Here is a 14,750-nt window from a genome sequence, read left to right on the forward strand (position 1 = left end):
CATCACCGAACACTCTCTCCACGGCATCAACACCTCCGGCCAAAAGCCAAAAGTGTTACCCATGTGTCCGGTACAAAACGTCACCTATGTCTCAGGCCGCGCATATTGTCCAACCCGGAGACATAGGTAACAGATTGTACCTAAGACATGGGTGACAACCTCGTGCCGAACGCATGCAGTGGCTTTAGCCGCCCGCCCCATCGTCCATCATCGTGCCGGTGAGCGCCTCATACGCTCTGCTGCACAGCTGTGAATGCGGACAATCCTTCAAGATAAGCACTGGCACCACGGTGAGAACCGCTGCGGCAAGGATTTGCAGGCAAAGACCGACGGCGCTTACCTTCCTGCCGAACACACCGGCCAGGAAAAAGTAGAGACCCTGGGCCATGCAGGCTGCCGTCAGAATGCCCAGAAGCGTGCTGGTCGCTCTTGCGAAGGGCGTTATGTAGCCGTCGGGAAAACCCGACATGCCGAGATCCATCGACCATTGCAGCGCCAGCATGACACTCAGTGCTGACCAGACGAGGGCCGTCATACAAGTGAACAGCATCTGCTTTGGTTTGTTGCTCGGATCGGCCATCGGAATCACGTCGGGATTGCTTGCGGTGACATGCGCAAGCTCTCGGTCAGATCAGCGAGACGTTGCCGCCGGGATGGCGTTCGAGCCGTCCGGCGAGGTCGAGCTCCAGCAGCACCATGAACACTTGAGCGGGATGCAGGCCGGTGTGACGGATGATCTCGTCGACTGCTACCGGCGTCGGGCCGAGCGCCTCGACGACGCGGTCGCGGTCGTCCTCGCGCGGCGGCGGTGTTGCTGAAAAGTCGGGCGGCTCTTCAAGCGGCGATGTCCTTGGCGACCAGCCGCCGACCAGCGGCGCTATCGCACTGGTGATATCGGCGGCCTCGGTGACAAGGATGGCGCCGTCCTTGAGCAGGCCATTGGTGCCGGCGGCGCGCGGATCGAGCGGCGAACCGGGAACGGCGAAAACCAGCCGGCCCATCTCGCCGGCAAGCCGGGCGCTGATCAGTGAGCCGGAGCGCTGTGCGGCCTCGACCACCACCAATCCCAATGCAGCACCGGCGACGAGCCGGTTGCGGCGCGGAAAATCCTGTGCGCGTGGCTGCCAGCCAAACGGCATTTCGGAAATGATGGCGCTGCCGCGCTCGGCGATCTCGTCGCACAGGCCGGCATTTTCGGGCGGGTAGGGCAAATCGAGGCCGCCGGCGAGCACGCCGATTGTGCCAGTCGCAAGGCTGCCCTGGTGCGCGGCCGTATCGATGCCGCGCGCCAGGCCGGAGACGATGCCATAGCCGTCGCGGCCGAGATCCGCCGCCAGCATTCGCGCCATCTTGATGCCGGCCAGCGATGCGTTGCGAGCGCCGACGATGGCGACCGCTGGCAAGCGGAACACCGCGCTATTGCCCCTGACCGCGAGCAGCGGCGGCGGATGATCCATGCTTTTCATCAGCGGCGGATAATCCGCTTCGCCGATGCCGACGAAGCGGGCGCCAGCCCGCCGGGCGGTCTCCAGCTCCGCCTCGGTCTCGGCAATGGACGGGATGCGGACGATTTTTTTGGCGCCACCCGAAATCATCAGCTCGGGCAGCATCGATAGCGCTGCTTCGGCCGAACCGAACCGGTTGATCAGGTCGCGAAAGGAAGCCGGGCCGACATTCGGCGTGCGGATCAGACGAAGCCAGCTCAGCCGCTGCCGGTCGCTGAGGCGCGGCCCAGCGTCGGGCTCGCTCACTCCTTGGCCCCGATCTTACCCTCGGTGCCGGCAAGCAGCCGCGCAATGTTGGCGCGGTGCTTTACGATGACGATTAGGCTCATCGCCGCGAAAAGCCCGGCAATCTGCGGCGTGCTCAGGAAATACAGCGCCATGGGCACCACGACTGCTGCCGTCAGTGCCGCAAGCGAGGAGAAGCGGAACAGGAAGGCCACCGCCAGCCAGACGACGGCGAAGATCAGCGCCGCCTGCCAGGCAAGGCCGATCAGCACGCCAAGGTAAGTGGCGACACCCTTGCCCCCCTTGAAGCCGAGCCAGACCGGAAAGAGATGACCTAAAAACGCGCCGAAGCCGGCCCAAAGTCCGAACTCGGGCGCAAAGCGGCCTGCGATCAGCACCGCCGCGGTGCCTTTAAGGGCGTCGAGCAGAAGCGTGGCCGCGGCCAAGCTCTTGTTGCCGGTGCGCAGCACATTGGTGGCGCCGATGTTGCCGGAGCCGATGTTGCGCACGTCGCCGAGGCCGGCGGCACGGGTGATCAGCAGGCCAAACGGGATCGAGCCGAGAAGATAGCCGAACACCAATGCCAAGACGGGACTGTAAGCCATTGTTTCCCCGAACTTTCCTTGGCTGAGCGGATTTTAAGCCGTGACACCTGTTTTCGTCCTAGGCCGAAAACACTGTGCGGCCCGCCACCATCGTTTGCAAGACCTTGCCTTGCAGTCGTGCGCCTTCGAAACAGGTGTTTTTCGAGCGTGAGCGGATGCCGCTCTCGCTGACGACCCATGGCTCGTCCAGATCGACGAGCGAAAGGTCGGCCAATGCCCCCGGTTTCAGCGTGCCGCCGGGCAGGCCGAACAATCTTGCCGGCGCGGTCGACAGTGTCTCGACCAGCCGGAGCAGCGTCACGTCGCCATTGTGATAGAGCCGCAGCGCTGCGCCTAGCAGCGTTTCCAGGCCGATGGCGCCGGCCGCGGCATCGGCAAAGGGAAGGCGCTTGGTGTCGACGTCCTGCGGGTCGTGCGAGGAGACGATGAGATCGATGGTGCCGTCCTTGATCGCTTCGATCATCGCCAGCCGGTCTTCCTCGGCGCGCAGCGGCGGCGTCAGCCGGAAGAAGGTGCGGTACTCGCCGACATCATTCTCGTTGAGCGACAGATTGTGGATCGACACGCCTGATGTGACATTGGCGCCATCGGCTTTCACGCGTGCTACCGCGCTTGCCGCCATAGCCGTCGAAATCTTGGCAGCGTGATAGGCGCCGCCGGTCAGGCGAGCCAACGCGAGATCGCGCTCCAAGGGGATCGATTCGGCTTCGCGCGGAATGCCGGCAAGGCCAAGCCAGCTTGCGTAAAGGCCTTCGTTCATCACGCCGGCCGAAGCGAGGTCGGCGTCTTGGGTTTCATGCGCGATGACGCCACCGAAATCGCGCGCATAGGTCAGCGCGCGGCGCATCACCAGCGCGCTGGCAATAGAATGCCGGCCATCGGTGAAGGCGACCGCGCCGGCCTCGCGCAGCAGGCCGAATTCGGTCATCTCGCGGCCTTCCAGCCCCTTGGTGATCGCTGCTGCCGGCAAGATGTTGACGATGGCGGTGTCCTTGGCGGTGCGCAGCACGAACTCGACCAGTGCGACATTGTCGATCACCGGGTCGGTATCGGGCATCATGACGATTGAGGTGACGCCGCCGGCCGCCGCAGCGATGCTCGCCGAAGCAATGGTCTCCCGGTGTTCGCCGCCGGGTTCGCCGATGAAGACGCGCGCGTCGATCAATCCGGGGATGATAGTCTTGCCGGCGCAGTCGATGATGGTGGCGCCGTCGGGCGCGCCCTGGTTCAAGGCCGCCTTGCCGGCGGCAACGATTTTGCGGCCTTCAACGATGACGGTGCCGACCTCATCGATGCCGCGCGACGGGTCGACGATGTGGGCCCGGCGGAAGACCGTAATGCTCATTAGGCGCGGCCCTCGTGATTTCGACGGGGGTCGAGCAGCGCTTCCATAACCGCCATGCGCACGGCGACGCCCATCTCAACCTGTTCCTGGATAACGCTTTGCGGGCCGTCGGCGATCTCGGAGGCGATCTCGACGCCGCGGTTCATCGGGCCGGGATGCATGACCAGCGCACCGTCCTTGGCCGCCTTCAGCTTCTCCGCGTCGAGGCCGAAATAGCGGAAATATTCGCGCACCGACGGTACGAAAGCGCCTTCCATGCGTTCGCGCTGCAGGCGCAGCATCATTACCACGTCGGCGTCCTTCAGACCCTCGGCCATGGAACGTGTGACGATGACGCCCATCTTCTCGATGCCGGCGGGCAAAAGCGTCGAAGGGGCGACGACCCTGACCTGGGCACCAAGCGCGTTGAGCAGGATGATGTTGGAGCGGGCCACGCGCGAATGCAGGATGTCGCCGCAGATCGCCACGATCAGCTTCGACAACGGACCCTTGACGCGGCGGATGGTCAGTGCGTCGAGCAGCGCCTGGGTAGGGTGCTCATGGGCGCCGTCGCCGGCATTGACCACCGAACAGCCAACTTTTTGGGCAAGAAGTGCTGCCGCGCCGGCCGATTGATGGCGGATGATCAATATGTCGGGACGCATGGCATTCAGCGTCATCGCCGTATCGATCAGCGTCTCGCCCTTTTTCACCGACGAACTCGCTACGGACATGTTCATGACGTCGGCGCCGAGCCGTTTGCCGGCCAGCTCGAATGACGATTGCGTACGGGTCGAGGCTTCGTAGAAGAGATTGATCTGGGTGCGGCCGCGCAGCGTCGATGTCTTCTTGTCCGACTGCCGCGAGATGGCAACGGCCCTGTCCGCCCGGTCGAGCAGAAGCTCGATGTCGGCAGGGGAAAGATCGCGGATGCCCAGAAGATGGCGGTGGGGATAAAGCGGCAGGGACGATGCGTCGGTCATCTCAAGTCGCTGCTATAGGGGGGAGGCTCCGCGGCTGCAAGCACCGGCTTGGGATTGGATTGGTTCTCCCCGGTATTTTCGTCGCGCGCCGCTGGCCATAGGCTATAAACCGCCTTGGCTTTGGATTCGCAGCCTTCAGGTGATAAGGACGAAGCGTGACCGACGACGTGACCAACCAGCCGCCGCCGCTGGCCGGCGGCAACGCCTGGCGGGGCGATCCGTTGCTGATCCAGCTTGCCGAGCGCTTTTCCGATCCGGTGCGCAAGGACCTCGACGGGCTTGGCCGGTTCGTTCTGACCCATGAGGCGCAGGAACTTGCCCGTCTTGCCAATGTCGAGATGCCGAAGCTCAGGACCCATGACCGCCAGGGCCGGCGCATCGACCAGGTCGAGTTCCATCCCGCCTATCACGCGCTCATGCGCCGCTCTGTTGCCAACGGGCTGCATTCGTCGGTCTGGGAGAATGGCGACGCCGAGATCGGCCGGCGCCACCAGGTGCGCGCTGCACGCTTTTACCTCACGGCTGAGCTCGAGACCGGACATCTCTGCCCGATCACCATGACCAGCGCTTCGCTGGCAGCGCTGATGGCCAGCCCGAAGCTGTTTCGCGAATGGGCGCCTCGGGTGACGACGCGCAAATACGATCAAAGCCAGAAGCCTCCGGTCGAAAAAGCCGGGCTGACGCTCGGCATGGGCATGACCGAGAAGCAAGGCGGCACCGATGTCCGTGCCAACGTCACCAGGGCCGAGCGCGCCGGCAGCGGGTTTTATCGCCTGACCGGCCACAAATGGTTCATGTCGGCGCCGATGTCGGATGCCTTCCTGGTGCTCGGACAGGTGCCGGAGGGACTGTCGTGCTTTCTCGTTCCCCGCCTGCTCGGCGACGGATCCGGCAACGGCTTCCGTTTTCAACGGCTGAAGGACAAGCTCGGCAACCGATCCAATGCCTCGTCGGAGGTGGAATTCGTCAATGCCATCGGCGAGATGGTCGGCGAGCCCGGCGCGGGCGTGAAGACGATCATGGACATGGTGACCCTGACGCGGCTCGACTGTGCCGTCGCCTCATCGGCGATCATGCGGGCCGGACTGGCCGAGGCCGTCCACCACACGCGCCACCGCAAGGTGTTCGGAACCAATCTGGTCGAGCAGCCGCTGATGCAGCGGGTGCTGGCCGATATGGCGCTCGACGTTGCCGCCGCTACTGCGCTGTCGTTCCGGCTGGCGCGCTCCTTCGACGAGGCGGCCGGCGACCGCGGCGAGGCGGCCTTCGCGCGCGCCATGACGCCGGTCGTCAAATACTGGGTCTGCAAGATTGCGCCGCCGCTGCTCTATGAAGCGATGGAGTGCCTCGGCGGCAATGGCTATGTCGAGGAGGGGCCGCTCGCCCGCTACTATCGCGAAGCTCCGGTCAACGCGATATGGGAGGGATCCGGCAACGTCATGGCGCTCGACGTGCTACGTGTGCTGGGGCGTGCACCCGGCCTGTTCGATGACGTGCTGGCCGGCATCGACCGCGATCTCGGCGCCGGCGGACGCGGCACCGTCGGCGTGCTCAAAGCGGCAATGCAGGTCGCTGCAACCGACGAGGGCTCGGCGCGGCTCTTGACCGAGCAATTGGCATTGTCGGCGGCGGCGGCAGAGCTTCGCAGGTTGGGGGCAGGGCGGATCGCCGACGCCTTCGTCGAAACGCGCCTCGCCGGCCAGTGGCGCAATACCTATGGCATGATCGATTCCCGCCATGATGCGCGCATGATCATCGATACGCTCTACCCGCCGATCAACTAAGGGCCGTCGCCCAATTCGCTGCCGCTCTCGCGACCCTGTGGATGGCCGTTAACCTTAACGAATGGTTTCCATTGCGGCGGCCGGTGGCAAAGCCCAGTGTTATGGTTAAGGCAAGGATTGTTCAGCTTGAGCGGCTTTGCCCTGCGAAGCAGGAGCGTCATGCGGCATATTCTGAGCTCTTTTCTGGCATTGCATTGGGCGGCCGTTTTCGCCCTGCTGGCGTTCATTTGCATGGACGGGAATCGAGGCGTGGCGACGGCCCTTGGCGTACTGGGCGTTCCCGTCCAGAACACTCGATTTGCCGATCTCGAAAACGCCGTCGTCGTGGCGCCGCTCGCCGTGGCACTGCTTGTCGTCGCGGTGCTGTTCTGCTGGGCCTTTGTTGAAGCACTGACCAGCGACACGACCAACCCGGATCCCGCCGACAGCGTCATGCGAATCGCCTTCATTTCCGCCTTAGGCGTGCTGTCGCTGATCGTCATCGGCGGCGCCGCGCAAGGCATCAATGGGCTGTTCATGATTGTCGCGGTGCAATTGGCGGCACTTCTGGCGTCCTATGTCGCGGTGCTCGCGGAGCGGCGGTCGACCGTTGCCGCGGCAGCTCCAGGGACCGGCGAAATCCGAGCGGCCGCGCATGTCATGGCCAAGGCAGCGGCGCATAATTCCTCGCTTGCCCGCATTTCCGGCCGGCTGGATTCGAGGGATGACCGCTGATGCGCACCTTGTTCGCGCTGTGGGCGGCTCCGCTCCTCTTGTTTTGGGGCTGGTTCTTTCTGTCGCTCAACGACATCAATTTCGGCTATGTCATGCTGAGCCGCCAATTACACGATCTCGTCTTCCAGCTCTATGGACAGATGCTGGGCGTCGATCCGGCGCTCATTCCGGGCATGGTGGCGAAAGCTTGCGTATTCGACGGCGTGCTGCTGGTGGCGTTCTGGGCATTTCGCCGCCGCAAGACGATTGGTGGCTGGATCACGGCGATGCGCAACCGCTATTTCGACCAGGCATCGACGCCGAGCGCCTGAAGCCGGTCGAGAACGCCCTGGAGGATGAAAGCGGCCGCCGCTGAATCGATCTTGCCGGCGCGTTTCTTGCGGGAAAAATCCATCTCGATCAGTGTTCGCTCGGCCGCCACCGTCGACAGCCTTTCGTCCCAAAAGACGAACGGCAGATCGGTCAATCCAGCCATGTTGCGGACGAAAGCGCGGGATTTTTGGGCGCGCGGGCCTTCCGAGCCGTCCATGTTGATGGGGAGGCCGATTGCCACGGCGCCGGCATTCTCCTTCTGCAATAGGGCGAGCAGCACTGCGGCATCGAGCGAGAATTTCCTGCGCATGATGACGGGGCGCGGGTGCGCGAACGACAAGCCGCGGTCCGAAACCGCCACGCCGATCGTTTTGTCGCCAAGGTCGAGACCGGCCAGGGTCTTGCCGCCGCCCAGCCGGGCCGGCAACTCCTCGATGGTGATGATGCCCAACGGCTTTTCCTTTGACCGCGACGCCGCACGTCCTATACGCGCAAAGCGTGCGCGGCACTTTAATTTCGCCGTCGGCGTTCTATCCTCTACCGAAGCAAAAATCGAGGAAAGCATTGATGAAACTGACCTGGTACGGACATTCGGCATTCAGAATCGAAATCGAAGGCGCGAAAATCCTCATCGACCCCTATCTGGTCGGCAATCCGTCATGGGCGGGCGGCTGGGAAGGGCCGGCCGAAGGGATCACGCACGTGTTGCTCACCCATGGCCACAGTGACCACATCAGCGGCGCCGTCGAAGTGCTCAAGAAGAGCGGCGCGATGCTGGTCGCCAATTTCGAGATTTGCATGTACCTGGTCGGCAAGGGTGTCGGTGACAAGCAGATCAATCCCGGCAATATCGGCGGCACCGTCGATTGCGGCGGCTTCACCACCACCTTCGTTCAGGCTCTGCATTCATCGTCCTTTCCGGGCGAGGGTGGCCAGAATACCTATCTCGGCAATCCGGGCGGGCTCGTCCTGCACTTTCCCGAGGACAAGACGCTTTATCATATGGGCGACACCGACATTTTTTCCGACATGGCGCTGATCAACGAGTTGCACGAACCGAAGATCGGCATCGTGCCGATCGGCGACCGCTTCACCATGGGTGGCGCGGTAGCAGCCCTTGCCTGCCAGCGTTTCTTCAAGTTCGAGACGGTCGTTCCCGCTCACTTCGGCACATTTCCGATGATCGATCAGACTGCCGACAAATTCGTGGCCGGGCTGGATGGATCGGGTGTGAAAGTTGCGTTGCCGAAGATCGGCGAGACGATTACGCTGTAAAGAAAGCCGGTCCGGAACGATACGATGCGCTTGAGAAATTCTCTTTGCATTTCAATGCTGGTTGCCGCGTCGCCGACGCTGGCCGCGGAAAATTTCATCGAGGGCGTCTATCTGCAATCGGAGGACCTCTGCGCGCAGGCCAAAAAGGATACGCTGCAGACGGTGATCGAGGGCGGCAATATCGTGCTGTCAGCAAATGGCCTGGAAAGCATCGAATATAATTGTGAATTCCTGCAGATCACCAAAGCGACACGCTCACCGAGCTGGGCGGTGACCGCTATATGCCAGGAGCCGGGCTACGTCTTTCCCGATGTTCTCTCACTGACACAGATGAGCCCGAAGCAGATCGACCTGGTATCGGTTCGGCCTGCCGCCGACGAAGGCGAGCAGAGCGGCAACGGCGGCAGTTATTTCCTCTGCGACGGCGTGGCGATGCCATAGGGCAGTTGAAGGCACGATGCATGTTGCGTGGCACGCGCCGCGCCGCTATAGCGCTGGTTTTCCCGAGGCACAAACATGTCCGTTGATATAAAAACTGTGAAGCGCGTGGCGCATCTTGCCCGTATTGCGGTGAGCGAGGAGGATGCAGAGCGCATGACCGGCGAATTGAACGCCATTTTGGGCTTTGTCGAGCAGTTGAACGAGGTCGATGTTTCCGGCGTCGAGCCGATGACCTCGGTCACGCCGATGGCAATGAAAAAGCGCCAGGACGTCGTCACCGACGGCGGCAAGGCAGCCGACATCGTCGCCAATGCACCGGCGACCGAAGAAAATTTCTTCCTTGTGCCGAAGGTCGTGGAGTAGCAGGCCGATGGCAATCGACATCGCGGCTGAGACGCCGCTGCAGGACGATGTGCGTGGGCTGGTCGAGGAGCTCAACGCCACATTGCTGGAGCTGACGCCGCCGGAGCATTGCTACCATTTGACGGTCGAGCAGATGGCGGACCGCGACACGACCGTCTTCATCGCCCGCGACAACGGCCTTGCCATCGGTTGCGGCGCACTGAAGCGCCACGATGCTGTCGTCGGCGAGGTCAAGCGCATGTATACGCGACCTTCGCATCGCGGCCGCAAGATCGGCGCGAAGATTGTCGAGCGTATCGAGGCGCTGGCGCGCCAAGAAGGGCTTAAGCGTCTGGTTCTGGAGACGGGCGACCGTCATCCCGCCGCCTGGACCGTCTACGAACGCGCCGGTTTTTCGCGTTGCGGGCCGGTGCTGAATTATCCCGATTCCGAGTGGTCGGTGTTTTACGAAAAGAGCCTTGCCTGATGAGCGACCTTACCCAGCTGACGATTTCGCAGGCCCGCACCAAATTGCGCTCCAGGGAGATCACAGCCACCGAAATCACCGAGGCTTATCTATCGGCGGTCGAGCGAGCCAATCCGGCGCTCAATGCCTACGTCGTGGTCACCGACGACAAGGCGCGCGACATGGCCAAGACCTCCGACGCGAAACTGGCCAAGGGCGAGGGCGGGTCGCTCGAGGGTATCCCGCTCGGCATCAAGGATTTGTTCGGCACCGAAGGCGTCCACACCCAGGCCTGCAGCCATGTGCTGGACGGCTTCAAACCGCGCTACGAATCGACGGTCACCGCCAATCTGTGGGCGGATGGTGCCGTCATGCTCGGCAAGCTCAACATGGACGAGTTCGCCATGGGCTCGTCCAACGAGACCTCGCATTACGGGCCGGTCATCAATCCGTGGCGGCGTTCGCGCTTCGACACGGTGGTAATGCCGACGACACATCAGGGCGAGGGCGGCTTCGTTTCGGCGGGCGGCACCAGGACCGCGCGCACGTTGGACAATGCCCAACTGGTGCCGGGCGGTTCGTCCGGAGGCTCGGCATCAGCGGTCTCGGCCTTCCTGTGCGCCGGCGCCACCGCCACCGACACCGGCGGCTCGATCCGCCAGCCCGCCGCCTTCACTGGCACAGTCGGCATCAAGCCGACCTATGGCCGCTGCTCGCGCTGGGGGATCGTAGCTTTCGCCTCTTCGCTCGACCAGGCCGGGCCGATCGCGCGCGACGTCCGCGATGCCGCGATCCTGTTGAAGTCGATGGCTTCGGTCGACCCGAAGGACACGACGTCCGTCGACCTGCCGGTGCCGGACTACGAGGCGGCGATCGGCCGCCCGATCAAAGGCATGAGGGTCGGCATCCCAAAGGAATATCGTGTCGATGACATGCCCGCGGAGATCGAGGCGCTGTGGCAGAAAGGCATTGCCTGGCTGCGGGATGCCGGCGCCGAGATCGTCGATATCTCGCTGCCGCACACAAAATACGCGCTGCCGGCCTATTACATCGTGGCGCCGGCCGAAGCCTCGTCCAACCTCGCCCGTTACGACGGCGTCCGCTATGGCTTGCGCGTGCCCGGCAAGGACATTGTCGACATGTATGAAAAGACCCGCGCCGCCGGCTTCGGGCGGGAGGTCAAGCGCCGCATCATGATAGGCACCTATGTGCTTTCCGCCGGCTATTACGATGCCTACTATCTGCAGGCGCAGAAAGTTCGAACCCTGATCAAGCGTGACTTCGAAAATGTATTTGCAGCAGGCGTCGACGTCATCCTGACGCCGGCAACGCCTTCCGCTGCCTTCGGCATCGCCGACGAGGACATGGCCGCCGACCCGGTCAAGATGTATCTCAATGACATTTTTACGGTGACGGTGAACATGGCCGGGTTGCCAGGCATAGCGGTTCCAGCCGGGCTCGACGCCAAGGGGCTGCCGCTCGGCCTGCAGCTGATCGGCCGGCCTTTCGACGAGGAGACGCTGTTCCAGACCGCCCACGTCATCGAACAGGCGGCCGGCACATTTCAGCCGGAAAAATGGTGGTAGGATCGTTTCTCATCTGAGGGGTGAGGGATGTTCTTCTATGTCTCCAAGGTTCTGTGGCTCTTCGTCCAGCCGCTTAATCTCGCGATCATCCTGCTGCTGGCTGGATTGCTTGCGGCATTGGTCGGGCGCAAGAGGCTGTTTGCCACCGGCAGCGTGCTGGCATTCCTTGTCCTTGGACTCTCGGCGTGGACCTCGCTCGGCGCAGTGATGCTTAATCCGCTCGAGGAGCGTTTCCCTAGGCCAGCCCTGCCGGAACGAGTTGACGGAATCATTGTGCTCGGCGGCGGTATGGAGAGCGCCATCAACTTCGTCCGCAGCGGCTATGAACTCAACGCCAGTGGCGATCGAATGGTCGAGGCAGCGGTGCTGGCACTGCGTTTTCCGACAGCTAAGGTCGTCATTTCAGGTGGCCCCATTGCAATGGTCCGCGAAGACGAGGGCGATGCGGCGACAGCTCCACGCCTGTTCACTGCGCTCGGCGTGACGGCCGATCGGCTGGTCCTTGAGGGCAAATCACGCAACACCTACGAGAATGCGGTCTTCACCAAGCAACTGATCACGCCAAAACCGGGCGAGACCTGGCTGCTGGTGACCTCGGCCTTCCACATGCCGCGCGCCAAGGCGCTGTTCGACAAAGCCGGCTTTCCGACGGTTCCGTGGCCGGTCGACTACCGCACCTCCGGCAAGGAAGGCATCGGCCTGTTCCGCACGGATGCCAACGAAGCACTGCAGACCACAACCATCGCGACCCGTGAATGGATCGGGCTGATTGCCTACTGGCTGTCAGGCCGGATAGACCGGCCTTTTCCGGCGCCGGATGTTGGGCCGGGCGGCTGACCGAGCACTGCTTGTCGCGCCGCGGAGAAAAACTGCCGGCGCACCAGCACCGCCAGGAGCAGCAGCGTCGACAGGACGAACACCGTGGGATCGACGAACCAGCCGAGATAGCCGATCGAGAAGAACACGCCGCGCAGGCCCGAATTGAAATGCTTTCCGGCCAACATGTTCATGCGCGCGGCACGCCACACCGCCGTTTCGGTGACCGGATTGCGCGACGCCTCGCCATGTGGAATCGGCACGGCGCCGATCAGGATCGAGCAATAGTTGAACAGCCGGTAAGCCCAGCCGAACTTGAAGAAGGAAAAAGCCAGGATCAGCACCAGCCCGAACACCTTCGTCTGGAAGGCCGCGCGTGAAGACGTGGCGCCAAACGGCAGGTCGGTCAACACGGTCAGAACCTGATCGGAGGCGCCGAGCAGGGCAAAACAGCCGCCGATCGCAATCAGCGAACTCGAGGCAAAGAAGGCGGTTCCCTGCTGCAGGCCGCTCATGATGGCGGTGTCGACGATGCGGATCTCGCGCTCGGCCATGGTCCGCATCCAGGCCTCGCGCTGCGCGTTCATCGCCCTCGTCAGCGACATGCGGCTGACCAGCATTCCGTCGGCGGCGAGCGTATGCAGCACCCACGCGGTAAGGAAGAACCCCAGCGCCGCAAGGTCGGCCGTCGATAGGTGAAAGGAATCGCTCATGCGTTGCTTTTACCACAGGCGGCAGTAACGCTTCGATGGCCGAAGCTGGAATGTCGCTGCCGGAGCAAACAAGGTCGGCAGGCGCAGCGCCGCAATCTTCAAAACAGCGGAAAACATCATGGGAATTCCTATATGTAGACCTCAACAGGGTCCCAGGAGAAAACGCCCACGTGTTCCTTTCGGTTTTCGACTTGTTCAAGATCGGCATCGGCCCATCGAGTTCGCACACGATGGGGCCGATGACGGCCGCGCGGCGGTTTCTCGACGAGATTGCGGGAGACGACTGGCCGCGCCCGGCCGGCGCCAAGGTCGACCGGATCGCTGCCAGCCTGCATGGCTCGCTCGCCTATACCGGCATCGGCCATGGCTCCGATCGTGCCGTGGTGCTCGGCCTCGCCGGCCAGACGCCGCAGACGGTGGATCCCGACCTAGCAGACGGCATCGTCGCTAGCATCGCCGCCGAGAAGCGGATTTCGCCGCCCGGCCATCCGTCCTACCGTTTCGACCCGGCAACGGATCTGGTGCTGGATCGCAAGACGCCGCTGCCGGGTCACGCCAATGGCATGGCGTTTTCTGCCCATGATGCCGGCGACCGGTTGCTGCTGAGGCGCGTCTACTATTCGATCGGCGGCGGCTTCGTAGTGTCCGAGGAAGAACTGCAGCGGATGAAGGCGAGGGGCTCGGCGACAACCGAAGGCAAGAAGGTTCCGTATCCGTTCAGGAACGCCGTCGAAATGCTGTCCATGGCAGCGAAAAGCGGGCTTTCCATTGCCGAGATGAAGCGCGTCAACGAGGAGACACAGATGTCGCGCGGGGAGCTCGACGCCGGCCTCGACGGCATCTGGAGCGCCATGAAGGGCTGCATCGAGCGCGGCCTGTCGCAAGACGGCATCATGCCGGGCGGACTCAAGGTGCGCCGCCGTGCCCGGATGCTGCACGACAAGCTGCAGGAGCAATGGCAGCAGAACCGGCCTAACCCGCTGCTCGCCAACGACTGGCTGTCGATCTATGCGATGGCGGTCAATGAGGAGAACGCTGCCGGCGGCCGTGTCGTCACCGCGCCAACCAATGGGGCGGCCGGCACTCTGCCCGCAGTGCTGCGCTACTGGTTGCATTTCCATCCCGAAGCCGACCAGCCCAGCATCCGCGATTTCCTGCTGACGGCGGCGGCCGTCGGCGGCATCATCAAAACCAATGCTTCGATCTCGGGGGCGGAAGTCGGCTGCCAGGGCGAGGTCGGTTCGGCTTCGGCAATGGCTGCGGCGGGATTGTGCGCCGTCATGGGCGGCACGCCCGAGCAGGTCGAGAATGCTGCCGAGATCGCGCTGGAACATCATCTCGGCATGACCTGCGATCCGGTCGGCGGCCTGGTGCAGGTGCCGTGTATCGAGCGCAACGCGCTTGGTGCCGTCAAGGCGGTGACCGCCGCTTCGCTGGCCATCAAGGGCGACGGCGTTCATTTCGTGCCGCTCGATGCCGCGATCGAGACGATGCGCCAGACCGGCCTCGACATGAACGAAAAGTACAAGGAAACCAGCCTTGGCGGATTGGCCGTCAATGTCGTGGAGTGCTGAGCGCCAATCTGGCGGCATGGACCACCACTGTGGAGAAGTCGATCAGGCCGTTGACGCGTTCGCGTGCTGGACTAAACCTTAAACG

General features: G+C 63.2%; 17 protein-coding genes. 10 read left to right on the forward strand and 7 right to left on the reverse strand.

The genetic code is table 11. The annotated features are described in order from the left end of the window. Positions 1 to 184: 184 nt before the first annotated feature. From NKH49_RS30960 to NKH49_RS30980, 5 genes are read right to left on the reverse strand one after another with little or no spacing between them, the layout of a single operon-like run. A complete protein-coding gene (locus tag NKH49_RS30960) occupies positions 185 to 580 on the reverse strand; it encodes a hypothetical protein (RefSeq protein WP_352929295.1) in 396 nt (131 codons plus the stop codon). A 46-nt stretch (positions 581 to 626) separates the two neighbouring features. Then, entirely contained in the window at positions 627 to 1,751 is a 1,125-nt protein-coding gene (gene dprA, locus NKH49_RS30965; RefSeq protein ID WP_352929298.1) for a DNA-processing protein DprA, read from the reverse strand. Further along, positions 1,748 to 2,335: a glycerol-3-phosphate 1-O-acyltransferase PlsY gene (gene plsY, locus NKH49_RS30970; RefSeq protein ID WP_352682860.1), complete on the reverse strand. Its 588-nt coding sequence runs from the start codon at positions 2,333 to 2,335 to the stop codon at positions 1,748 to 1,750. Before plsY ends, dprA begins: the two co-directional genes overlap by 4 nt. A 58-nt stretch (positions 2,336 to 2,393) precedes the next feature. Then, a complete protein-coding gene (locus NKH49_RS30975) occupies positions 2,394 to 3,680 on the reverse strand; it encodes a dihydroorotase (RefSeq protein WP_352929300.1) in 1,287 nt (428 codons plus the stop codon). Further along, the gene (locus tag NKH49_RS30980) at positions 3,680 to 4,642 is read right to left on the reverse strand and encodes an aspartate carbamoyltransferase catalytic subunit (RefSeq protein WP_352448791.1); all 963 of its coding nucleotides are present in this window, start codon (positions 4,640 to 4,642) and stop codon (positions 3,680 to 3,682) included. The genes NKH49_RS30975 and NKH49_RS30980 overlap by 1 nt, the downstream gene beginning before the upstream one ends. 155 nt (positions 4,643 to 4,797) lie before the next feature. On the opposite strand from NKH49_RS30980, the gene NKH49_RS30985 reads away from it, so the two are divergent. From NKH49_RS30985 to NKH49_RS30995, 3 genes are all read left to right on the forward strand, one after another. Then, positions 4,798 to 6,426, forward strand: a complete 1,629-nt coding sequence (locus NKH49_RS30985) for a DNA alkylation response protein (RefSeq protein ID WP_352471675.1) — start codon at positions 4,798 to 4,800, stop codon at positions 6,424 to 6,426. A gap of 159 nt (positions 6,427 to 6,585) precedes the next feature. Next, positions 6,586 to 7,140 (forward strand): hypothetical protein, encoded by a 555-nt coding sequence (locus tag NKH49_RS30990; RefSeq protein ID WP_352929304.1) that lies wholly within the window; start codon positions 6,586 to 6,588, stop codon positions 7,138 to 7,140. Next, positions 7,140 to 7,451, forward strand: a complete 312-nt coding sequence (locus NKH49_RS30995) for a DUF6105 family protein (RefSeq protein ID WP_352471672.1) — start codon at positions 7,140 to 7,142, stop codon at positions 7,449 to 7,451. Before NKH49_RS30990 ends, NKH49_RS30995 begins: the two co-directional genes overlap by 1 nt. On the opposite strand, the gene ruvX is transcribed toward NKH49_RS30995, so the two are convergent. Continuing rightward, the gene (gene ruvX / locus NKH49_RS31000; protein ID WP_352471671.1) at positions 7,418 to 7,903 is read right to left on the reverse strand and encodes a Holliday junction resolvase RuvX; all 486 of its coding nucleotides are present in this window, start codon (positions 7,901 to 7,903) and stop codon (positions 7,418 to 7,420) included. The two genes, NKH49_RS30995 and ruvX, sit on opposite strands and share 34 nt — an antisense overlap. Before the next feature lie 116 nt (positions 7,904 to 8,019). Here ruvX and NKH49_RS31005 point away from each other — a divergent pair, with 116 nt between their 5' ends. The 6 genes from NKH49_RS31005 (at position 8,020) to NKH49_RS31030 (ending at position 12,399) form a co-directional block, all read left to right on the forward strand. Continuing rightward, entirely contained in the window at positions 8,020 to 8,727 is a 708-nt protein-coding gene (locus NKH49_RS31005; protein ID WP_352471670.1) for a metal-dependent hydrolase, read from the forward strand. Positions 8,728 to 8,751: 24 nt separating this feature from the next. Further along, a complete protein-coding gene (locus NKH49_RS31010) occupies positions 8,752 to 9,168 on the forward strand; it encodes a hypothetical protein (protein ID WP_352471669.1) in 417 nt (138 codons plus the stop codon). 75 nt (positions 9,169 to 9,243) lie between these two features. After that, positions 9,244 to 9,531 (forward strand): Asp-tRNA(Asn)/Glu-tRNA(Gln) amidotransferase subunit GatC, encoded by a 288-nt coding sequence (gene gatC / locus NKH49_RS31015; protein WP_023674910.1) that lies wholly within the window; start codon positions 9,244 to 9,246, stop codon positions 9,529 to 9,531. Positions 9,532 to 9,538: 7 nt separating this feature from the next. Next, on the forward strand, positions 9,539 to 9,997 hold the full coding sequence (locus NKH49_RS31020; protein WP_352471668.1) for a GNAT family N-acetyltransferase: 459 nt from the start codon (positions 9,539 to 9,541) through the stop codon (positions 9,995 to 9,997). After that, a complete protein-coding gene (locus NKH49_RS31025; protein ID WP_352929307.1) occupies positions 9,997 to 11,562 on the forward strand; it encodes an amidase in 1,566 nt (521 codons plus the stop codon). The genes NKH49_RS31020 and NKH49_RS31025 overlap by 1 nt, the downstream gene beginning before the upstream one ends. Positions 11,563 to 11,589: 27 nt before the next feature. Continuing rightward, positions 11,590 to 12,399 (forward strand): YdcF family protein, encoded by an 810-nt coding sequence (locus tag NKH49_RS31030; protein ID WP_352766619.1) that lies wholly within the window; start codon positions 11,590 to 11,592, stop codon positions 12,397 to 12,399. Here the strand turns inward: NKH49_RS31030 and NKH49_RS31035 are convergent. Next, positions 12,336 to 13,091: a DUF599 domain-containing protein gene (locus NKH49_RS31035; protein ID WP_352540576.1), complete on the reverse strand. Its 756-nt coding sequence runs from the start codon at positions 13,089 to 13,091 to the stop codon at positions 12,336 to 12,338. The genes NKH49_RS31030 and NKH49_RS31035 overlap by 64 nt on opposite strands. A 170-nt stretch (positions 13,092 to 13,261) precedes the next feature. Here NKH49_RS31035 and NKH49_RS31040 point away from each other — a divergent pair, with 170 nt between their 5' ends. Continuing rightward, on the forward strand, positions 13,262 to 14,665 hold the full coding sequence (locus NKH49_RS31040; protein ID WP_352929310.1) for an L-serine ammonia-lyase: 1,404 nt from the start codon (positions 13,262 to 13,264) through the stop codon (positions 14,663 to 14,665). Positions 14,666 to 14,750: the final 85 nt, after the last annotated feature.

The organism is Mesorhizobium sp. M1088 (assembly GCF_040318575.1).
GTDB lineage: Bacteria > Pseudomonadota > Alphaproteobacteria > Rhizobiales > Rhizobiaceae > Mesorhizobium.